At 53.7% G+C, this 18215-nt stretch carries 22 protein-coding genes; 13 read left to right on the top strand and 9 right to left on the bottom strand.

Going from position 1 to position 18215, the window contains the following annotated elements:
* Window positions 1-78: 78 nt before the first annotated feature.
* Together fliE and ACYAC5_RS12015 are read left to right on the top strand one after the other, a co-directional pair.
* Window positions 79-390 carry a flagellar hook-basal body complex protein FliE gene (fliE, locus tag ACYAC5_RS12020; RefSeq protein WP_008105389.1) on the top strand — a complete coding sequence of 104 codons (312 nt, stop codon included), beginning with the start codon at window positions 79-81 and terminating at the stop codon, window positions 388-390.
* Window positions 391-518: 128 nt separating this feature from the next.
* Window positions 519-1226: a YnfC family lipoprotein gene (locus tag ACYAC5_RS12015; protein WP_462061811.1), complete on the top strand. Its 708-nt coding sequence runs from the start codon at window positions 519-521 to the stop codon at window positions 1224-1226.
* A 31-nt stretch (window positions 1227-1257) separates the two neighbouring features.
* Here the strand turns inward: ACYAC5_RS12015 and ACYAC5_RS12010 are convergent, their stop codons facing one another.
* Complete coding sequence (locus ACYAC5_RS12010; RefSeq protein ID WP_217546278.1) at window positions 1258-2469, bottom strand: diguanylate phosphodiesterase; 1212 nt, start codon at window positions 2467-2469, stop codon at window positions 1258-1260.
* A gap of 120 nt (window positions 2470-2589) precedes the next feature.
* On the bottom strand, window positions 2590-3237 hold the full coding sequence (locus tag ACYAC5_RS12005; protein ID WP_110866416.1) for a S24 family peptidase: 648 nt from the start codon (window positions 3235-3237) through the stop codon (window positions 2590-2592).
* 144 nt (window positions 3238-3381) lie between these two features.
* Here ACYAC5_RS12005 and ACYAC5_RS12000 point away from each other — a divergent pair, with 144 nt between their 5' ends.
* From ACYAC5_RS12000 to ACYAC5_RS11985, 4 genes are all read left to right on the top strand, one after another.
* A complete protein-coding gene (locus ACYAC5_RS12000; RefSeq protein WP_007891426.1) occupies window positions 3382-3771 on the top strand; it encodes a hypothetical protein in 390 nt (129 codons plus the stop codon).
* On the top strand, window positions 3752-4081 hold the full coding sequence (locus ACYAC5_RS11995) for a hypothetical protein (protein WP_192233531.1): 330 nt from the start codon (window positions 3752-3754) through the stop codon (window positions 4079-4081). Before ACYAC5_RS12000 ends, ACYAC5_RS11995 begins: the two co-directional genes overlap by 20 nt.
* Window positions 4082-4163: 82 nt before the next feature.
* Window positions 4164-4664 (top strand): hypothetical protein, encoded by a 501-nt coding sequence (locus ACYAC5_RS11990; protein WP_462061810.1) that lies wholly within the window; start codon window positions 4164-4166, stop codon window positions 4662-4664.
* A 157-nt stretch (window positions 4665-4821) separates the two neighbouring features.
* Entirely contained in the window at window positions 4822-5088 is a 267-nt protein-coding gene (locus tag ACYAC5_RS11985; RefSeq protein WP_101764034.1) for a hypothetical protein, read from the top strand.
* A gap of 20 nt (window positions 5089-5108) precedes the next feature.
* On the opposite strand, the gene ACYAC5_RS11980 is transcribed toward ACYAC5_RS11985, so the two are convergent.
* Complete coding sequence (locus tag ACYAC5_RS11980) at window positions 5109-5348, bottom strand: DinI-like family protein (RefSeq protein ID WP_101764035.1); 240 nt, start codon at window positions 5346-5348, stop codon at window positions 5109-5111.
* A 63-nt stretch (window positions 5349-5411) separates the two neighbouring features.
* Here ACYAC5_RS11980 and iraP point away from each other — a divergent pair, with 63 nt between their 5' ends.
* On the top strand, window positions 5412-5705 hold the full coding sequence (iraP, locus tag ACYAC5_RS11975) for an anti-adapter protein IraP (RefSeq protein WP_061717593.1): 294 nt from the start codon (window positions 5412-5414) through the stop codon (window positions 5703-5705).
* A 197-nt stretch (window positions 5706-5902) separates the two neighbouring features.
* On the opposite strand, the gene ACYAC5_RS11970 is transcribed toward iraP, so the two are convergent.
* From ACYAC5_RS11970 to ACYAC5_RS11960, 3 genes are all read right to left on the bottom strand, one after another.
* Complete coding sequence (locus ACYAC5_RS11970) at window positions 5903-6226, bottom strand: DUF6388 family protein (protein ID WP_101764036.1); 324 nt, start codon at window positions 6224-6226, stop codon at window positions 5903-5905.
* A gap of 154 nt (window positions 6227-6380) precedes the next feature.
* Window positions 6381-7673 carry an ABC transporter substrate-binding protein gene (locus ACYAC5_RS11965; RefSeq protein ID WP_225614348.1) on the bottom strand — a complete coding sequence of 431 codons (1293 nt, stop codon included), beginning with the start codon at window positions 7671-7673 and terminating at the stop codon, window positions 6381-6383.
* A gap of 8 nt (window positions 7674-7681) precedes the next feature.
* Window positions 7682-9226, bottom strand: coding sequence for a methyl-accepting chemotaxis protein (locus tag ACYAC5_RS11960; RefSeq protein ID WP_462061809.1), 1545 nt, complete (start codon window positions 9224-9226; stop codon window positions 7682-7684).
* A 195-nt stretch (window positions 9227-9421) separates the two neighbouring features.
* Between ACYAC5_RS11960 and yedD the strand changes: the two genes are divergently transcribed.
* Window positions 9422-9889: a lipoprotein YedD gene (gene yedD, locus ACYAC5_RS11955; protein WP_137386035.1), complete on the top strand. Its 468-nt coding sequence runs from the start codon at window positions 9422-9424 to the stop codon at window positions 9887-9889.
* A 128-nt stretch (window positions 9890-10017) separates the two neighbouring features.
* Here the strand turns inward: yedD and fliT are convergent, their stop codons facing one another.
* Genes fliT through fliD form a run of 3 tightly spaced genes read right to left on the bottom strand, consistent with a single transcriptional unit; the run spans window position 10018 to window position 12215 of the window.
* Window positions 10018-10371, bottom strand: coding sequence for a flagella biosynthesis regulatory protein FliT (gene fliT / locus ACYAC5_RS11950; protein ID WP_192411601.1), 354 nt, complete (start codon window positions 10369-10371; stop codon window positions 10018-10020).
* Window positions 10371-10778: a flagellar export chaperone FliS gene (gene fliS, locus ACYAC5_RS11945; RefSeq protein WP_137386033.1), complete on the bottom strand. Its 408-nt coding sequence runs from the start codon at window positions 10776-10778 to the stop codon at window positions 10371-10373. Before fliS ends, fliT begins: the two co-directional genes overlap by 1 nt.
* Before the next feature lie 12 nt (window positions 10779-10790).
* On the bottom strand, window positions 10791-12215 hold the full coding sequence (gene fliD / locus ACYAC5_RS11940) for a flagellar filament capping protein FliD (protein WP_192411602.1): 1425 nt from the start codon (window positions 12213-12215) through the stop codon (window positions 10791-10793).
* Between the two features lie 337 nt (window positions 12216-12552).
* Here fliD and ACYAC5_RS11935 point away from each other — a divergent pair, with 337 nt between their 5' ends.
* From ACYAC5_RS11935 to uhpB, 5 genes are all read left to right on the top strand, one after another.
* Window positions 12553-14370, top strand: coding sequence for a FliC/FljB family flagellin (locus ACYAC5_RS11935; protein ID WP_192411603.1), 1818 nt, complete (start codon window positions 12553-12555; stop codon window positions 14368-14370).
* A gap of 62 nt (window positions 14371-14432) precedes the next feature.
* Window positions 14433-15392, top strand: coding sequence for an HNH endonuclease signature motif containing protein (locus ACYAC5_RS11930; protein ID WP_137386030.1), 960 nt, complete (start codon window positions 14433-14435; stop codon window positions 15390-15392).
* 83 nt (window positions 15393-15475) lie between these two features.
* A complete protein-coding gene (locus ACYAC5_RS11925; RefSeq protein WP_137386029.1) occupies window positions 15476-15841 on the top strand; it encodes a cell envelope integrity TolA C-terminal domain-containing protein in 366 nt (121 codons plus the stop codon).
* Between the two features lie 281 nt (window positions 15842-16122).
* Window positions 16123-16713: a transcriptional regulator UhpA gene (uhpA, locus tag ACYAC5_RS11920; RefSeq protein ID WP_271461429.1), complete on the top strand. Its 591-nt coding sequence runs from the start codon at window positions 16123-16125 to the stop codon at window positions 16711-16713.
* Entirely contained in the window at window positions 16713-18209 is a 1497-nt protein-coding gene (uhpB, locus tag ACYAC5_RS11915; protein WP_462061808.1) for a signal transduction histidine-protein kinase/phosphatase UhpB, read from the top strand. Before uhpA ends, uhpB begins: the two co-directional genes overlap by 1 nt.
* Window positions 18210-18215: the final 6 nt, after the last annotated feature.

Here is an 18215-nt window from a genome sequence, read left to right as displayed (position 1 = left end):
TAGCGCCTTTGTCCTATTGACAGTGTGTTAACTTTCTCATCGTGAAAATTTAATCACTTCTTCATTAGGGGTCAGGCAATGTCAATTCAGGCGATTGAGGGTGTGCTGCAGCAGCTGCAGATGACGTCTCTGCAGGCCAGCGGTAAGCAAGCGGAGTCCACTAATCAGGTCGATTTCAGTGCCACCATGAAAGCAGCACTCGACAAGATCAGCGAAACCCAGACAACGGCCCGCGCTCAGGCGCAGGATTTCGAAATGGGTAAACCGGGCATCCAGTTAAATGATGTGATGGTCGATCTGCAAAAATCCTCTATTTCCATGCAGATGGGTGTACAGGTGCGCAACAAACTGGTGTCGGCGTATACCGATATCATGAGCATGCAGGTTTAGTTTCTTTCGGGTATTTCTTTCGGGTATAGTCCAGCGCGGTAATGGTGTTATATCAGGCGGGAAGGTTGCTGCATCACTGTGAGTACACCGCCAAACGCGCTGCCTTATTTTGAGAAGAGGATTCTCACGTGAAGAAAACCCTGCTGTTTTTAATCGCTATTGTCCTGCTCACGGGATGTGACAAGGATGACGCGACTTACTACCCGCAAATGAAAAATTTTGCCTATCTGTATCAATTCGAAGCGCTGCCCGGCAACGTCAAAACGACCCATCAAACGCTGTTTACCGCCGACGGCCAGCAGATCTTCGAAGTGAATGTCGATTTCGACCGCAACGGCTGTCCGACGCACGTGAAATCGATGCGCAAACAGGGCGAAGTGATTGATGTCACGCGCGATGGCGACCAATTAAAAGGCAGTGAAAACGGTCAGGACGTGGTGGTGACGCTGGATAAGAACTGCGCCATGGTGAAGAAAGTCACGCCGACCATGACCGTGGATATTGCCTATAACAAACAGGGTTTGGTTGAGCAGATCTCATCGCCCGCCTCCGATGCCGCGTTTCACCTCGCTTATAACAGCGCCGGTGAAATGGCGGTATTGAGTATTACCCAGGCCGGAACGGAAGTGTCGCGTGCTACCGCGGTGCGAGCAGAAGATAAGAAAAAGATCTCTGACGTGGTCACCACGGTGAAGCGAAATGACCAAATTAAAACCGTCAGCAATGTCTGCAAATACAAACATGACGTTCCCTATTATTGCGACATTATTAGCGTTGACGCGGCAGGCAACGTGATTGATAAGCAGTATGGCAATATTGAGGTAACGTATTACTGATTGGTGGGGTCGCCATGCATGGCGACCAACACTATTTAATCTCCGGCCACGCCACAGCCGGGAATCCATTCAGCAGCGGATAAGCAAACAGGAAACCCTGGAACTGGCTAATGCCTGCGGCTTCCAGCCACATCCACTCTTCAGCTTGCTCGACACCTTCGGCAATCACCGCAATCTCCAGCGATGCGCAGCACTTAATGATGGCGTGCATGATCGCCTGCTTCGGGCCGCTTTTGTGCACATCGCGGATCAGCTCGCGATCGATTTTGATTTTGTCCGGCTGGAATTTTGATAACAGCGACAAGCCAGCAAAACCGGCACCAAAATCGTCCAGCGCGAGGCTGATACCCGCCGCTTTCAACTTTCTCACTTCGGCAGCAAACTCATCTGAGCGCGAAATGATCTCATTTTCGGTCACTTCGACAATCACCTGTTGCGGCACCAGCCCGCTGGCGTTGATCTCAGTAAGCAGGAATTCCACCGCGTTTGGCACCGTCACCAGTGACATCGGCAGCAGGTTGATCGACAGACGATGCTCGCCAATGCCCAGTTTGTTCGCCACGCGAAAGGCCAGACGTTTCGATTTGATATCCGCGTGATAAATCGCTTCGCCGCCAAACGCGGAGAAATACTCATCGGGTGAGCCACCGTTTGGCGTGCGGATCAGCGCTTCAAACGAAGTGACGCGGCGCGCGAAGGGATCGATGATGGGTTGAAAAGCAAAGCGGCAATCCTGCAGGCTCTGATCGATACCCTCCAGATCGTTCTGCCATTCAATATCCGGAACAAATTCCCAGGTATTAGCTGGCGGGATCTCGAAGTAGTTCTCTTTGTCGCGCGCCACCACGAAGGTACGCAAAAACTGCAGCGCGCGATCTTTGTAGGTGAGCTGATAACGCGAGGTGCCTTTATCCAGCACTGCTTGCAGCACAGTGTCTTTGTCATGCTCGCGCAGATCGAACAGCTCCATGCCGACTTTGCCAAAACGGCGTTCAGGCGCGAAGTCGTGCATTAACTCCACCAGATTATGGTGGCGTGCGTCCTGACAAATACGCTTGTATATGCCCTGAACGGACTCGCGCGGTCCTTCCAGCAGCTGGAAGAAGTGCAGGCCGTCGAACAGCAGGATGCCAGTAACGTCGAAGTTTTTGTTTTTGCTATTGGCTTTAGCAACCATATCTTCGAGCGTTTTGATTGGCACGTGATCGTGCAGATGGCTGCGGTAAATAATTGTGGTGAGCATCGAGATTGTCCGGATAATTTATTATTTTGCGGCTAGATTAGCAGCCTTACCGCGGGGTCTGTCCATAGCTTCCCGCGATCAGGCTAAACTTTTTTTATTATAACAGCTTAAGCGAAGCGGCTAGCCGCTTCGGTAACGTCGCAACTCCATCAGCGTGCCGATAATTTCTAGCGCCGATTCCGCCGAATGCAGCTGCGGAAAATCATCATTCAACGCGCGCAATGTGAAGATCTGCTCATCCTGCTGTTGCGTTTGCAGGCGATAAATGCGCACTCGTGCCACGCCATCCACCAGCGCCAGCACCACATCGCCCGGCTGCGGCTGAACGTCAGGATCAAAAATCACTTTGTCACCGGGCCGGTAATCGGGCTGCATCGCCTGATCGTCTATCGTGACCGCCAGCGCGCCATCGCCCAACTGACTCTCGCTATAGAGAAAATGCGCAGCCTGCTGTTTGAGCAACAACCGTTCCTCGCTCAACCACGCTGACGCTTGCGCCAGGCTAATCAATGGCACCGCCGCAACCGGTGCGGCTTTGGCGTGGGTGGCAAACACTTCGCCATCCCCGTCGATAATCCATGCCGCCGTGCATTGCAGCCACTGCGCGAGCCGCAGCAAATTCTCGCCACGCGGTACGGTTTCCTCTTTTTCCCACTGCGATACAGCCACATGCGACACCCCAATGCTTTTGGCCAGCGCCTGCTGCGTCAACTGTAGTGCTTTACGTCGTGCCCGGATGCGCTCACCGGAAGATTCTTTTTTCATCATCTTGACATCTCCTGAAGTAACGACTTAAGTATACTTAAATTCATAAGTTAAAGTAAACTTAAATTCAGGCGTTGACCGCGAAGCTGGCAAGGGTGGTCAGCGTGCTTATGGGGCACATCCCTTGCCAGGGGTGAGAGGTGAAGCATGGAAAGTAGTTTAGTCACCAGCGTAGGTGCGTTGCTTCTCGGCGGCGGCGCAGCAGCTGTGTTCTGGAAACCGTTAATGGCGGGTATCGCCGCTATCGTCACCAGCAATCGTGCCGGTGGGGAGATCATCACCAGTTACAAAGAACAGGTGATGCTGCTCAAAGAAGGTCACGCCTTGATGCGCCAGGAAAACGATGAATTGCGCATCCGACATGACAAAAACCTGCGGCGTATCTCTTCGCTGGAAACCGATCTGCGGCTGATAAAAAACGCCCTGAGCATTTTGCTGGCCACCACGGAAGCCGAGCACAGCGATAAGTTTCGCAGCCAGGTTAACCAACTGATTACCACTCTGGAGGAGAGTCGTGATGATGCAGATAAACAGTGAGTACGTAGTGAAAAACCATCGGCGCCAACTGTTCTTCGGCGGCTTTTTGCTGATGTTGTCGTTGATGTGCGTGGCGATGACGGTGCTATTCCTGTTCGTCAGTAACAGCGCCAATCAGCGTGTTGAAGAGATTCGACAGCAATATCGAACCATATCGGAACGACGTGAAGCGCGCGTGGCGGAGCTTACCAGCCAGCTGGTGGCGCTGCAGAACAAGCTCGATGGCACCGTGAAGCACCCGGTCAGCAATCCGGCTGACAAAGGGAAACCGGCAGAAGGAGATAAGTCGCCACCTCAACCCAAGCGTTGAGGAGGGCATCATGCGAATTACCCCGTGGATTGCAGCCAGTCTTGCCCGACTGCGATCTTTATTCAGTAAGAAGGAGAGCATTATGAGCGATCAAACTGTCATCAATCCAACCAGCACCATCGCATCGTCACCAGCGGAAGATTTCGCCAACGAAGTCGCCACGCCCGTTGCTGCACCGACGACCGCCGTAGCACCTGAAGCGACGCCCGCCGTCGTCGCAGAAGCAGCACCTGAAGTTGCGCCCGCAGTGGTAGCGGCAGCGGCACCGGCTGAAGTACCACCGGCTATGGCACCCGACGCGATAACCGCTGCACCCGCGCAGGCGGCGGCCACTGCCGCGCCTGAGGCGGCAACGCCTGCGCCTGCCGAAGTTGCGCCGCCCAACGAACCGGACATCGCTGCTCCCGCTGCAGCCGATGCGCCGCCAGCCGCCACAACGGCGCAGAGCCACGACGGGACTCAGGCGTTCTCAGAAGGCGTGAAGGATTTCGTCAGAGCGTTTAGCTTTGTCGAGCAGGGCGTAATCAAACTGGGCGATGCCGCGAAGGATGAGCTGATTGATCTGGCGAGGAAGTATCTGTAATGCCTGACGACTCAGCATCGGGGGACCGGGATGTCCCCTGTTTACTAACAGGTTTTAGTCACTTCCGATTATTCCTAAGGCAGCTTCGATATTTTGCACTACCTTTAATCATTCAAGCGTTATTTAAATCGTCTTATTAAGCGAAAAGGAAGATAGCATGAGTGATACAGAAACTGTAAAAACCAAAACTGAATACTTGCGTGATGTCACCTCCCAGCTTAAAGAGATGCGCCACTACGCGCAGACCAACACTGAGACGCTATCTGCCCACTGGCTGGCGTTTGATGCGGGTGAGTATAAAGACACCGAATACGCGGGACGCTTCGACACCTTGCTGAACAAGCAGGGCAAGCTGCTGGATGACATTGATGAGGCGATTCAGGATCTCGAAATCGCCATCAACCATGCTGAGCAGGAAAGCTAAGCGCCTAGCGTACTGGTGGCCTAATCGGCCACCAGCCACATTTCTGCCTCATCGAACATCTCTTCAACAATCCGCGCAACTGTCGCTTTATCGTTCTTACTCATATCGGTATCTATCGCGTTACGCTCCATCGGTTTGACGCGCACCTCAATATCGGGAAAGACGCGCTGTACACGCTTTTCCAACTCCTGCAAAATCATCTCGCGTGCACCCGGTAATCCGGCCACGTTACGCTTATCGTAAATCAACTCCACAAACATCAGGGTCGTTCCATTCATTGGATCGGGTGCGATATAGTACTGTAAATAAAAACAGGGGTAAATATGCGCCAACTGGTTATCGATATCTTATTGAAAATGGCAAAAATGGATGTGGAAGCAAAAGAGCTGGTGGCGCAGGTAGAGGCGCAGTCGTTATTGATTGCCGCGCTGCTGATTCAGGCGAAAGAGAATAACTCGTTGACTATTTCCGATACGGTGCAGGAGGCGATTGTTACCGCTTCGCGCGCATCGCAGGAATTTTTACAGTCCGATGTTGATCTGCTGCTGACCCACGTCAATCGTCTGCTGGCGGTGGCAAGTTACATCGAAGTAAAAGGGATTGAGCGGGAAGGGTAAGAAAAAATATTACCTCTGGAAGTGGAAATCCAGCAACACTTCCAGAGGCGGTGCAACAGCACCATTCGTTCAAGGACAATCTACGACTGACGTCGTGATGAGTAAGTTATACAAGTTTTCTCAACTTGTACAACTTTTTCCTGAACATTTTGTGTGGTTGGCGATGTATCTTTGATGCCGTTTCAGTAAGTGGCCGATTACAACTCGTTTTTGATGCAGAACTCTTCCCACGTCATGCCTAAGGCTTCCGCGTGGGATTTCAGATACTTTTCAATGGCATCCGCGGCAACGGCTTTATCGGGTTCCGCCAGCTGAATGGAAAACAGCATGCCATCCAGCTTCTTCTGACGCAAAAAAGCGGCATAAATACGTTCTGCATGCCAGTCGCGTAACTGCGCTAATGACAGGTTCGCCTGGCGGGCATCGCTTTCGGTGAGTTCATCCAGTGCAGACTGGAAATCGGGGTGAGCGGCGAAAAACATCGTGCGCGCCTGAGCGTAATACTCTTCTGGGGTTTTCATTCGGTGTTCCTGCGTATCAACTTGCGCGCTAGTGTAACGCGCGCATGTGGCCTTGTCAGTTTCCGATCTTACAGAACATGGGCGTCGTAGCGGCGCAATTTATTGCGCGATAAAGCGCGCCGCTACGGTATGTGCAACTTGTGATCACAGCCTATCAATGCATCTGCTGATAAATCCGCGTCACATCTTGTTGGTTCTTTGCCAGCGTTTCATCCAGCGTCAGTTTACCGCTCAGCATATCCGCCAGATTCTGCCCGACGGCGTTACCCATCTGATCAAACCCGGGAATACTCACGTACTGCACGCCCTGATAAGGCACCGGATTGAGCGTCGGCTGCTCGACGGTGGCCGAATCAATCGCCGCACGCACCTGCGCGGCATACGGCGCCAGGCGCTGATAGCTCGCCTGCTGATACGTCGAATTGCGACTGCCCGGCGGCACCGCGCCCCAGCCGACGGTATCGGCCACTTGCTGGATATACTGTTTTGACGTCGCCCAGCTAATAAAGGCAATCGCCGCCTCGCGATTCGGCGTATTCGCCGGTACCGCCAGCGCCCACGACCACAACCAATTGGAGCCGTTGCGTGTAATACCGCCCGGCGCAGGCGCAAAGGCCAGCTTATCGGCGACTAATGAGATCTGCGGATTCACTAGCAAACCGGCTGCCACCGTACTGTCGATCCACATCGCGCATTTACCTTGCGCGGTCAGGCGCAGAATCTGGCCGAAACTGTTTTTCACCGTATCCGGCGGTCCATCCTGCTTCACCACCTGCAGATAATCACCCAGCGCCTCGCGCCACTCCGGCGAGTTGAGCGTCGGCTGCCAGGTTTCATCGAACCACTGCGCACCATAGGCATTCGCCATGGTGGTCATGAACGCCACGTTATCGCCCCAACCAGGCTGGCCGCGCAGGCACAAACCGTAAATCCCTTTTTGCGGGTCAGTCAGTTTGGCGGCGAAGTTTTTGATATCGGTCCAGTCGGGATTGTCGGGCATGGTTAACCCTTGCTGCGCAAACAGATCTTTGCGGTAGTAGGTCATGCTGCTTTCGCCGTAGAACGGCAGGGCGTAGAGTGTCTGCTGGAACGACAGTGCTTTGCGCACTGGCGCGATGAGATCATCGCTGTCGTAATCGGCGGGCAGCTTATTAAGCGGCGCCAGCCAGCCTTTTTCACCCCACAGCGGCGCTTCATAGGTGCCAACGGTGATGACATCGAACTGTGCCTGGCCGCTGTTCATCGCCGACAACACCGCCTGACGCAGCGCGCCATCGTCCATCACATGCCATTGCAGTTTAACGTCAGGATGCTCCTGTTCGTAGCGCGTGGCGAGCTGCTGCATGATGGTCATATCGCCGTTGGCGATGGTGGCGATATTCAGCGTGGTCGCCGCGTGGCTCAGTAGCGGCAACGCCGCCAATAGCGCGAGAAGTTTACGCATCATCTCGCTCCTTAGCGCTGTTGCAGGCGGAAGAAGGCCATCTTCTCCACCAGCAATCCGGCATGTTCGCTAACGGTCTGGCTGGCGGCGCTGGCTTCCTGCACCAGCGAGGCGTTCTGCTGCGTCGCGCCATCCATCTGAATCACTGCGGTGTTGACCTGCTCAATGCCGCTGGATTGCTGGCGGCTGGCCACGGCAATTTCACCGACAATGTCCACCACGCGCGCTACACCCTGATTGATGTCATTGAGCATTGCGCCGGAACGCTGCACCAGCGCACTGCCGGCTTCCACTTTACCCACGCTGGCATCGATTAACGCTTTGATCTCGTGGGCGGCCCCGGCGGACCGCTGCGCCAGCTGACGCACTTCGGACGCCACCACGGCAAAGCCGCGTCCCTGTTCACCGGCGCGTGCCGCTTCAACCGCTGCGTTGAGCGCCAGCAGGTTGGTCTGGAAGGCGATCTCATCGATCACCCGGTTGATATCCGCGATGCGCTTGCTGGAAGATTCGATCTCCTCCATAGCGCTGACCGCATCGCGCAGCACGCTGCTGCCACGTTCGGCCTGATGACGCACGTCGGTGGCCAGTTCGTTGGCCTGTGCAGCGTTATCGGCGTTGTGTTTCACCGTGGCGGTCATCTGCTCCATGCTGGCGGCGGTCTGTTCCAGCGAGCTGGCCTGCGAATGGGTGCGTTCAGAGAGATCGTCATTGCCATCGGCCATCTGACGCGCCGCATCACTCAGCGCAGTGGCGCTTTCGCCCACGTCGCGCACGATCTCCGCCAGACGTACATCCATGCGCAGCAGCGAATGCATCAGTTCGCCCATCTCATCGCGTGAAACGCTGCCAATATCGTGGTTCAGTTCACCGGCCGCAATCGATTCGGCCAGCTCGCGCGCCTGAGCAATCGAGCGGTTGATCGAGCGGATCAGCAGCCAGCCGAACACCAGCGCCACGCTCAGCCCGACCAGCAAAATGATAATCAGGCTGTTACGCGCCAGCTGGTAATCGCTATTGCTCTGCTGATAGGTGAGTTCCGCATGCTGGCGCATTAACGCATCAAGCTGATCGATGTCCTGTTGCAGCAGCTGACTGCCGCTGCGCAGGCGGGTTTCAATCACCACCAGCGCGCCGGACGGGTTGCCGCCCTTCAGCAGTTCACCGGCATCTTTCAGCGCGGTTTGCCAGCCATCGAGATGGCTGATGAATTGCTGGCTAAGCGGTTTGGTTTGCGCATCAAACGACAGCTGCTGCCAGGTTTGGCGGTCTTTGGCAATCTGCTCGCCGTACTGCGCGATGCGCGCCAGACGTTTCTCCACTTCGCTGCTGTCGGTCCAGTAGCGCAGGGCATCGAACAGGGTCGCGGATTGTTCCTGCACCATGCGGTACAGGCGGGATGAATACTGCAGCGGTAACAGCTCATTCTGGTAGGCGTTTTGCGCCCGTTGATCGGCGGCGCGCAGGCCGATGATTCCCCAGATGGCGGCAACAATCAGTAAAATGCACAGCAGGCCAACAATCGATGTCAGACGCGCGCGAAGGGTCAATCGCATAACGGGATTCTCCGTAACGAAGGTGAGTGTGTAATCGGTCATTATTGTTTTTACAGGCACTTTTAACTCCAGAAGAGTTATCGGCGCAGAAGTGAGCAGCTTGAGGAAAATCATGTGGCGCGCAGCAGATACCTTGCGCAACCCGCGGGAAAAATTATAACGTAGCCGCCATTGATGCGAGTGTAGGGACCGAGAATGAAAAAGTGGATGATAGTGGCCGCGCTGGCGCTGAGTGGCTGTGCGCAGATCAGCAATTATGACCAGGCGGTGAAAACCCCGGCGCCGCTGGAGCTGCAGGGCAACTGGCAAACCGTAGGGCCGCAAAGCAAGCTGATCAGCAAGCAAGCGATGGGCAGCCTGATTATTGGTGCCGAGGGCGACACGCTGGATTGCCGTCAGTGGCAGCGCGTGATTGCCAAACCCGGCAAATTAACGCGTCTGGGCGATGACTGGGTTAACGTGACGCGTCAGGTGCGCGTGATGCCGCTGGTGCTAGAGAACGGTGAGCTGCGTTACGATGGATTGAGACTGCGTAAAGTGGATCGCCCAACCGTTGAGTGCCAGCAGGCGCTGGAAGAAGTGGCGAAGCGTCCGAATGAGGCGGTGATTCAGAATATCGAGCCAGAGATTATGCGTCCGGTTTCGACGGCGACGCAGAAGTAGCTTTCCCTCACCCTAACCCTCTCCCAGTGGGAGAGGGAACCGATCGAGCCCATCAGGTATATTGCAGCATCTCCCTCTCCCTGTGGGAGAGGGCCGGGGTGAGGGCATCAGCGCGCAGAGTCCTAAATCTAACTCTGCGGCAAATACACGCTACCTTGCTTACCATACGCGCTCATCACCGATTTCTGCATCGATGACTGGCCCACCAGCTGAGTCAATTCGTCCATACGCAACTGCAACAGACGTTTCACTTCGCTCTCATTATCGAGAATATGGCGTAACACCGGACGCAGCTGCTCTTGCAGCTGGCGCGACGGTGCGGCGGCTGCGGTTGTTTGCGCCAGTCTTTGCACCGCACTGACATAGTCCACTTCCTTGGTGATCAAATCATCCCATTCGCCGTCTGCTGCCAAACGCAGCATTCCGTGGCTGAGGTCGAGTAACTGTTGGTAAACGGTAATCAGTGGCGGTGCAATATTCATTAAACGGCGTCCTGAAGGTGTTGAGGTTGTACGACTTCTTTCCAGGCATCAGCGATATTGCGCAGAAGACCTTCAACTTCTTCGAGGGCTTCGACATCATTTCGCAGATTAGCCTGAACCAGACGGCGAACCATGTAGGAGTAGAGTCCTAACAGGTTATCGGTCAGGTCATCGCCTGATTGCTCATCGAGGCCCTGCTTAAGTCCGCCCTCGATAATATTAATGGCCTTGGAAATCGAGTTACCTTTTCCCTGGATATTGTTGTCCTGCATAAACAGGCGGGCGCGGACCAGTGCGCTGATCGCACCGTCAAACAGCAGCGTAACCAGCTGTTGTTGATTGGCGCTCATCACTGAGCTCTCCACCCCGATTTTTGCGTAGGCTTGTGTGCCTGTAGCGCTGTACATGGTCACTCCTTACTATTTAGAACTGCTGCTCGAAGTCATGCTATCGAACTGCTGTGTCAGGTAATCGCTGGTGCTGTTCAGCGAGCTCATGGTGACGTCGAGTTGCGTGAACTGCGTCTTATAACGCGCAATCAGGGCGTTTATACGCGTGTTCATGTTGTTGTACTGCTCAGTCAGGTTATTCAGCGTCTTGCTGACGCCATCTTTCGCTGACTGAATGCTGCCGGTTGATGAGAGCCAACTGGTCAGGTTAGTCGCCAGTTTGGTGGTGATACCGGTAGTTTTACCGTCACCCACAATCATCTCTTTCACGCCCGCCGGATCTTTGGTCAGCTCGGTTTTCAGCTTGTCGGAATCCAGCGACAACTCACCGGTGGTTGGGTCGGTGGTGATACCGATTTGCGCCAGCGTTTTGTAGGTTGAAGAGCTGGCCGTGTTGGTAAGCAAACTTTTAATCTGGGTTTGAATGCCGCGCAGCGTGCTGTCGCCCACCAGCGCACCGTTGCTGGAGTCTTGTGTATCTGAGCCGACATCCACAGCGGTGTATTTGGTCAGGCTGGTGAACTGATCCAGCAGATTGTTGTAAGCATCCACAAAGTTGGAAATCGCGGTGGAAGCTTTAGAGGTATCTTGCGTGATGGTCAACGTCTGATTACCGCTGGTGACATCATTCAGATTCAGCGTAATCCCTTCCAGCGCATCGCTAATGGTGTTGGTGCTGCTGGTGATGGCGACGTTATTTACCGTTAACTCGGCATCTTGCGCGGCGACGCTGACGTCCAGCGGGTTGTCGGCATCGGTTTTAGTTGAATCAAAGCCGACAATGCCTTGCAGCGTGTCATCGCCAGTCACGGTAACGGAAGAAACCGCATTGGCCTCTCCGGTTTTCGACGCGGTTAGCGACAGACGATAAGCGCCATCACCGGTTTTGATAATGCTTGCGCTGACACCTGCATTGGCACCGTTAATCGCGTCACGCATGCCGGTTAGTGAGGTTTGTGCACTGGTCAGCGTAATGTCTTTACTGGTGCCGTCGGCCAGTTTGATCGACAGCGTGCGGCTGGCATCGGAGCTGCCCAGCGCAGTGGTGTTGCTGGTCTGTACGCCCGAAGTTAGCGTCTGTGCCTGTGCCAGTTGCGTCACGCTAATGCTGTATTTACCGGCAATGGTACTGCCAGACGTGGTGGCGCTGAACGCAGTGGTGCTGCTGGCTGCGCTGGTTGCGGTGAACAAATCAGCGCTGTTTAATGCCGTGTTGGCGGTTTGGAAGGTGGTTAACGCGCTCGACAAGGTGCCGTAAGCGCTCAGCTTCGCGGTATAAGCCGTCTGCTGATTAGAGATAGGCGTTAAAGACGCTTTCTCAGCCGTACTCAAGTTATCCAGGATGGTACTTAAATCGAGGCCTGAACCGATACCGAGGGTAGAAATGGTGGTCATGTTGTTTCCTTTCTATGTCGACACGGAGAATCAATACCGCGGGTTATCGGCTCTTTATGGGCAAAGTTTAGAATTATTTACCGGCGGGTAATAAAGCGAATAGCGTATATAGAGAAGGGTATTTCGGACGCTAGAAAAAAGATCAGGTTGGCCTAAAGAACACTGCGGGCAGGGCGATAAAGATAAACGTGACAGGTTGAAGGGAAAAATTTTCACCTGGTCCTAAAAAAAATCTAAAGGTTGTTTAAGGGCAGACGATAACAACATTGACGGCGCTGAAGCCGGCGGGTTGAAGCCCACACCTTAACCGAAAGACTTGATTAACAGGAAAATTATCATGGCCCAAGTCATTAATACCAACAGCCTCTCGCTGATCACTCAGAATAACATCAACAAGAACCAGTCTGCTCTGTCTACTTCTATCGAGCGTCTGTCTTCTGGTCTTCGTATTAACAGCGCTAAAGATGACGCAGCGGGCCAGGCCATTGCTAACCGCTTCCAGTCTAACATCACCGGCCTGACTCAGGCGGCGCGTAACGCCAACGACGGTATCTCTGCTGCGCAGACCACTGAAGGCGCGCTGTCAGAAATCAACAACAACTTACAACGTGTTCGTGAACTGACCGTTCAGTCTCAGAACGGCACCAACAGCCAGTCTGATCTGGACTCAATTCAGGACGAAATCAAATCACGTCTGGACGAAATTGACCGCGTATCGGGTCAGACTCAGTTCAACGGCGTGAACGTACTGTCTAAAGACGGCTCCCTGAAAATTCAGGTTGGCGCGAACGATGGCCAGACCATCTCTATCGACCTGAAGAAGATTGACTCTTCTACTCTGGGTCTGAACGGCTTCAACGTGAATGGCACCGGCACTGTTAACAACAAATCTGCGACTATCAGCGATTTGACTGCGCAAAAAGCTGTTGATAATGGTGATGGTACTTACAAAGTAACAACTAATAACTCTGCTCTGACCGCATCTCAAGCATTAGATAAGCTGAGCGATGGTGACACTGTAGATGTTCAAACCTACGCTGGCGGTACTAGCTCAACTGTTAGCTATAAGTTTAATGCAGCATCTGGCAACTTTAGCTATAACAACAAATCTAATGACACTTCTGCAAAAGCAGGCGATTTAGCTGATACCTTGCTGCCAGCAGCAGGCCAGACAAAAACCGGCACATATAAAGCTGCTTCTGGCGACGTTAACTTCACAGTTGATGCTACAGGTAACCTGACTATCGGTGGACAGCAGGCATATCTGACTGATGATGGCAACCTGACTACAAACAACTCAGGTTCTGCATCAGCTAAAGCCTCATTGAACTCACTGTTCACTAAAGCTGCTGATGGTAAATCCCTAGGTAACAACGGTACAGCTTCAGTTACTCTGGATAGCACCACTTATAACTTCAAAAACGCCGCTGATGTTACCGATGCTACTGCCGTTACTGCAGCTGAAGGCGTAACTTACACTGCGACCGCTTCAAAAGATGTTGTATTGGCTCAGGTTCAGTCTGCTAAACAAGCAGCTGGCGCTGCCGCCGCTGATGGTGACACCGTTGCTACCATTAACTACAACTCTGGTGTGATGACTGGTTCAGCCACCTTTGCTAATGGTAAAGGTACTGCAGATGGTGAAGCTGCTGATGCTGCAACTATTGCAACCGCTAAAGCTGTTTATGTTGACGGTAATAACGCTCTGACTTCAACCAAGTCTTATGACACTAATTATTCAGTGAATGCTGATACTGGTGCAGTCAAAGTGGTATCTGGAACAGGTGTTGGTAAATTTGCAGCAACGGCTGGAGCTGATGTTTATGTTAGCAGCGCTGGTAAACTGACCACCGACACCACCAGCGCCGGTTCTGCAACTACCGATCCACTGGCCGCTCTGGACTCAGCTATCAGCAGCATCGATAAGTTCCGTTCAAGCTTGGGTGCGATTCAGAACCGTCTGGATTCAGCGGTAACTAACCTGAACAACACCACCACTAACCTGTCTGAAGCACAGTCTCGTATTCAGGATGCTGACTACGCAACTGAAGTTTCAAACATGTCTAAGGCACAGATAATCCAGCAGGCGGGTAACTCAGTGTTGGCGAAAGCTAACCAGGTTCCACAGCAGGTTCTGTCTCTGCTGCAGGGCTAATCGCTCTAAGCTCCTTGCTTATCAAACCCCGCTTCGGCGGGGTTTTTTTTGGAGAGAATACAATGACTAAACTTCTGATCCCACATGTTGGTGAATTACTCACTTTTAAGGAGATTGATGATAAGTATCGTCAGGATATTAAGGACCAAACGGGCTTGCAGAATAGCGGGTTTCTCAGGCCCAACGGCAGACACAAATTACCTCGTGCCATTTTCGCGGAAGCTTCGCTGAACGGTGACATTGATGAACTGTTATTTGTTGGTGATGGTAAAGGTAACTATAGAACGAACTTTGTAAATCTTCTCACTAACAAAAAGAGTATTTGGGTTTTTCGCCGAACAAATTCACGGCAAAATAAATGGCGGGTTGCTGGCGAAGCCAGAGTGGAAGCATTATTAAAACCCGATGATGGTGAATTAAAGAAACTCTTAAAGAAAATAGGCCATAAGTTGATCGAACAAGATCAAGGCTGGCAGCTTATAAATGCGCAGGGCGAACCGCAGTTTAGTGCCGCCCGAGATTTCACTTATGCAGTGAAACTTATCTATAACCAACAGGTTGAAATGCCTGAAGAGGGGGATAGTGAGGATATTGGCAGACGGATTGAGCGTGAAGTTTTGGTAAGAATGGATCAGCAAAAGCTTCGGAACACATTACTCAACTATTATCCAGGCTGTGTGGTCACTGGGTTACCCCATAATAAACAAGCAGCCTCCTGGCTTGAAGCTGCGCACATCGTAGATGATAAAAATAACGACAAACATTTCCGTCACAATGGTCTGGACAATGGCTTGCTGCTGCGCAGTGATCTGCACCGCTTATTTGATGCAAAAATTCTCACCATTAATCCTGACAATGGTACGGTTGAACTGTTAACCCATGATGCCGCATTACTGAAAACATATAAAAAAATTAACGGTAGAATCTGTAAAAATTGGGATGAAATTAAATGTTTCGCCAAAATACCGTTTTTGAAGCGACACTATCTCGCTTGTCATGATAAATTTAAGAATTTGAGTTAAAGTTCATCCTTCTTTACTTGATAACTGTATATAAATAATATGCAGCTATAGTTGTTTTAAATAACTGTCACAGGACGTGATGTATGCGCATTCTTATTTTCGTAGTTCTGCTGTTGTCCGGTTGTGCCGCACCTAAACATCCACGTAATCATGTTAACGTTCCGCCGCCGCCAGTGGTGACCGATCTCCACAGCTATATCGTCGGAATCAACTATGCCATCACGACGCAGTTATTTGATGCCGATACCTACGCAGGCAAAACCTGTGATGTGCGACTTGATTTAGACGAGAAAGGACAACTGACGGGCTTGCATGTTCTAACCGGCGATCCCAGCTTATGCACGGCTGCCTCGGATGCCGTCAGAAATGCCAAATTACCGGCACCGCCGTCGCAAGAGATAAACAAGATGCTCATGCATCCGGTATTACATTTCGCGCCAGAGAAATAATCGGTCGTCATTTATGGTGATGCTGCCTACCGTGCGTCCGTTTGCACAAAGCCAAGTGCCGCGACAATTCCCAGCAGCATCCCAACGAGAAAGAGCTCACAGCACGCGGGTTGCTGAGCCCGTCGACCAAGCGGTTCTCTGCTTTTGGGCGCAACGCTCAAGTACGCAAAGAAGGGGGCAACGAATTGCGTGACCCAAACCCGCCACCGCCACCCATTCCCCTTGAAGCTTCCCCCGCTTATCGCTAAGGTAAGCGCGTTTTTTCACCGCCAGGAAACCTCATGACCACCATCGCGCTCATCGACGACCATGTGATCGTCCGTTCGGGTTTTGCCCAATTGCTGGGGCTGGAACCGGATTTCCAGGTTGTTGCCGAATGCGGTTCCGGGCGGGAAGCGCTCAATATGCTGCCGGGGCGCGGCGTGCAGGTGTGCATCTGCGATATCTCGATGCCGGATATTTCCGGGCTCGAGTTATTGAGCCAATTGCCGAAAGGCATGGCGACCATCATGCTATCGGTGCACGACAGTCCGGCGCTGGTGGAGCAGGCGCTGAATGCGGGCGCGCGCGGATTCCTCTCTAAACGTTGCAGCCCCGATGAACTGATCGCCGCGGTGCATACCGTGGCCAAAGGCGGCTGCTATCTGACGCCCGATATTGCTATGAAGCTCGCCTCCGGACGTCAGGACCCGCTCACCAAACGCGAACGCCAGGTGGCGGAGAAACTGGCGCAAGGTTTAGCGGTAAAAGAGATCGCGGCCGAACTGGGTCTGTCGCCGAAAACCGTTCACGTTCATCGCGCCAATTTGCTGGAAAAGCTCAACGTCAGTAATGACGTTGAACTGGCACGCCGCATGTTTGATGGCTGGTAATGCAGCCACTCTTTTCGCGGCTGATCGCCGTCATCGCCAGTTTTTGTATCTTCTCTGCCTCGTGGTTTTGCCTGTGGAGCATCAGCCTGCATCTGGCGGATCGCCCTGAGCTGGCGGTGTTGCTGTTTCCCTTTGGCCTGCGCCTTGGCCTGATGTTGCAATGCCCGCGCGCCTACTGGCCGGTGCTGCTCGGTGCCGAGGGATTGCTACTTTATTGGCTGTCGCGCGAAGTGGCGCTGGCGCATCTACCGCTGCTGATGCTGGGCAGCGTGCTGACGCTGCTGCCGGTGGCGCTGATCTCCCGTTATCGTCATCAACGCGACTGGCACACCTTGCTGTGGCAGGGCGGTGCGATGGTGTGCGCGGCGCTGCTGCAGGCATTGCCGTGGATCGCTGAACCCGCCGCGCTGAATGCGGTGCTGCTCACGCTCACCGGCGCGCTGACCGTGGCACCAACCTGTTTGGTGATCTGGCATTACCTCACCAGCACGCGCTGGCAGCCGCTCGGCCCGTCGCTGGTCGGTCAGCCGGTTAACTGGCGCGTGCGCCATCTGTTTGGTTATGTGCTGCTGTTTATGGTCAGCCTGTGGTTGCAGCTGGGTCTGCCCGCAGAGCTGTCGCGCTTCACACCGTTTTGTCTGGCATTGCCGATTATTGCGCTGGCGTGGCATTACGGCTGGCAGGGCGCGCTGATTGCCACACTGATGAACGCCATCGCGCTGATCGCCAGCCAGACCTGGCACGATCACGCGGTTGATCTGCTGCTCTCCCTGCTGGCGCAAAGCCTGACCGGGCTGCTGCTCGGTGCGGGGATTCAGCGTTTACGTGAACTCAACCAGTCGCTGCAAACCGAGTTGGTGCGCAATCGCCGTCTGACGGAGCGCCTGCTGGAGACCGAAGAGAGCGTCAGACGCGAAGTGGCGCGCGAGCTGCACGATGATATCGGCCAAACCATCACCGCGATTCGTACCCAAGCCGGGATCATGCAGCGCATCAGCCCGGAAAGTGGCGTGAAGCAGAGCGGCATGTTGATTGAGCAGCTGTCGCTGGGCATTTACGATTCGGTGCGCCGTTTGCTGGGACGCTTGCGTCCGCGCCAGTTGGACGATCTTTCGCTCGAGCAGGCAATCCGTTCGCTGATGCGGGAAATGGAGCTGGAAGGGCACGGCATTATCAGCCATCTCGACTGGCAGATTGATGAAGCGCGACTGAGTGAAGCGCAGCGCGTCACGCTGTTTCGCGTTTGTCAGGAAGGACTCAATAACGTGGTGAAACACGCCAGCGCCCGTGCGGTGACGCTGCAAGGCACATTGCAGGACGAGCGGTTGCAGCTGGTAATCGAAGACGACGGCTGCGGCTTACCGCTGGGTTCCCCGCAGCACGGTTTTGGCCTTGCCGGCATGCGCGAACGCGTGACGGCACTCGGCGGCTCGCTGGGGATCTCCTGCACCCACGGCACGCGCGTTAGCGTCACGTTACCGCTGCGCAAGGGATAACCAATA

This window comes from Pantoea sp. y20, from assembly GCF_054903455.1.
Note: the sequence above shows the minus strand (reverse complement) of the source record. Positions and strands in the feature narration are given on the sequence as shown.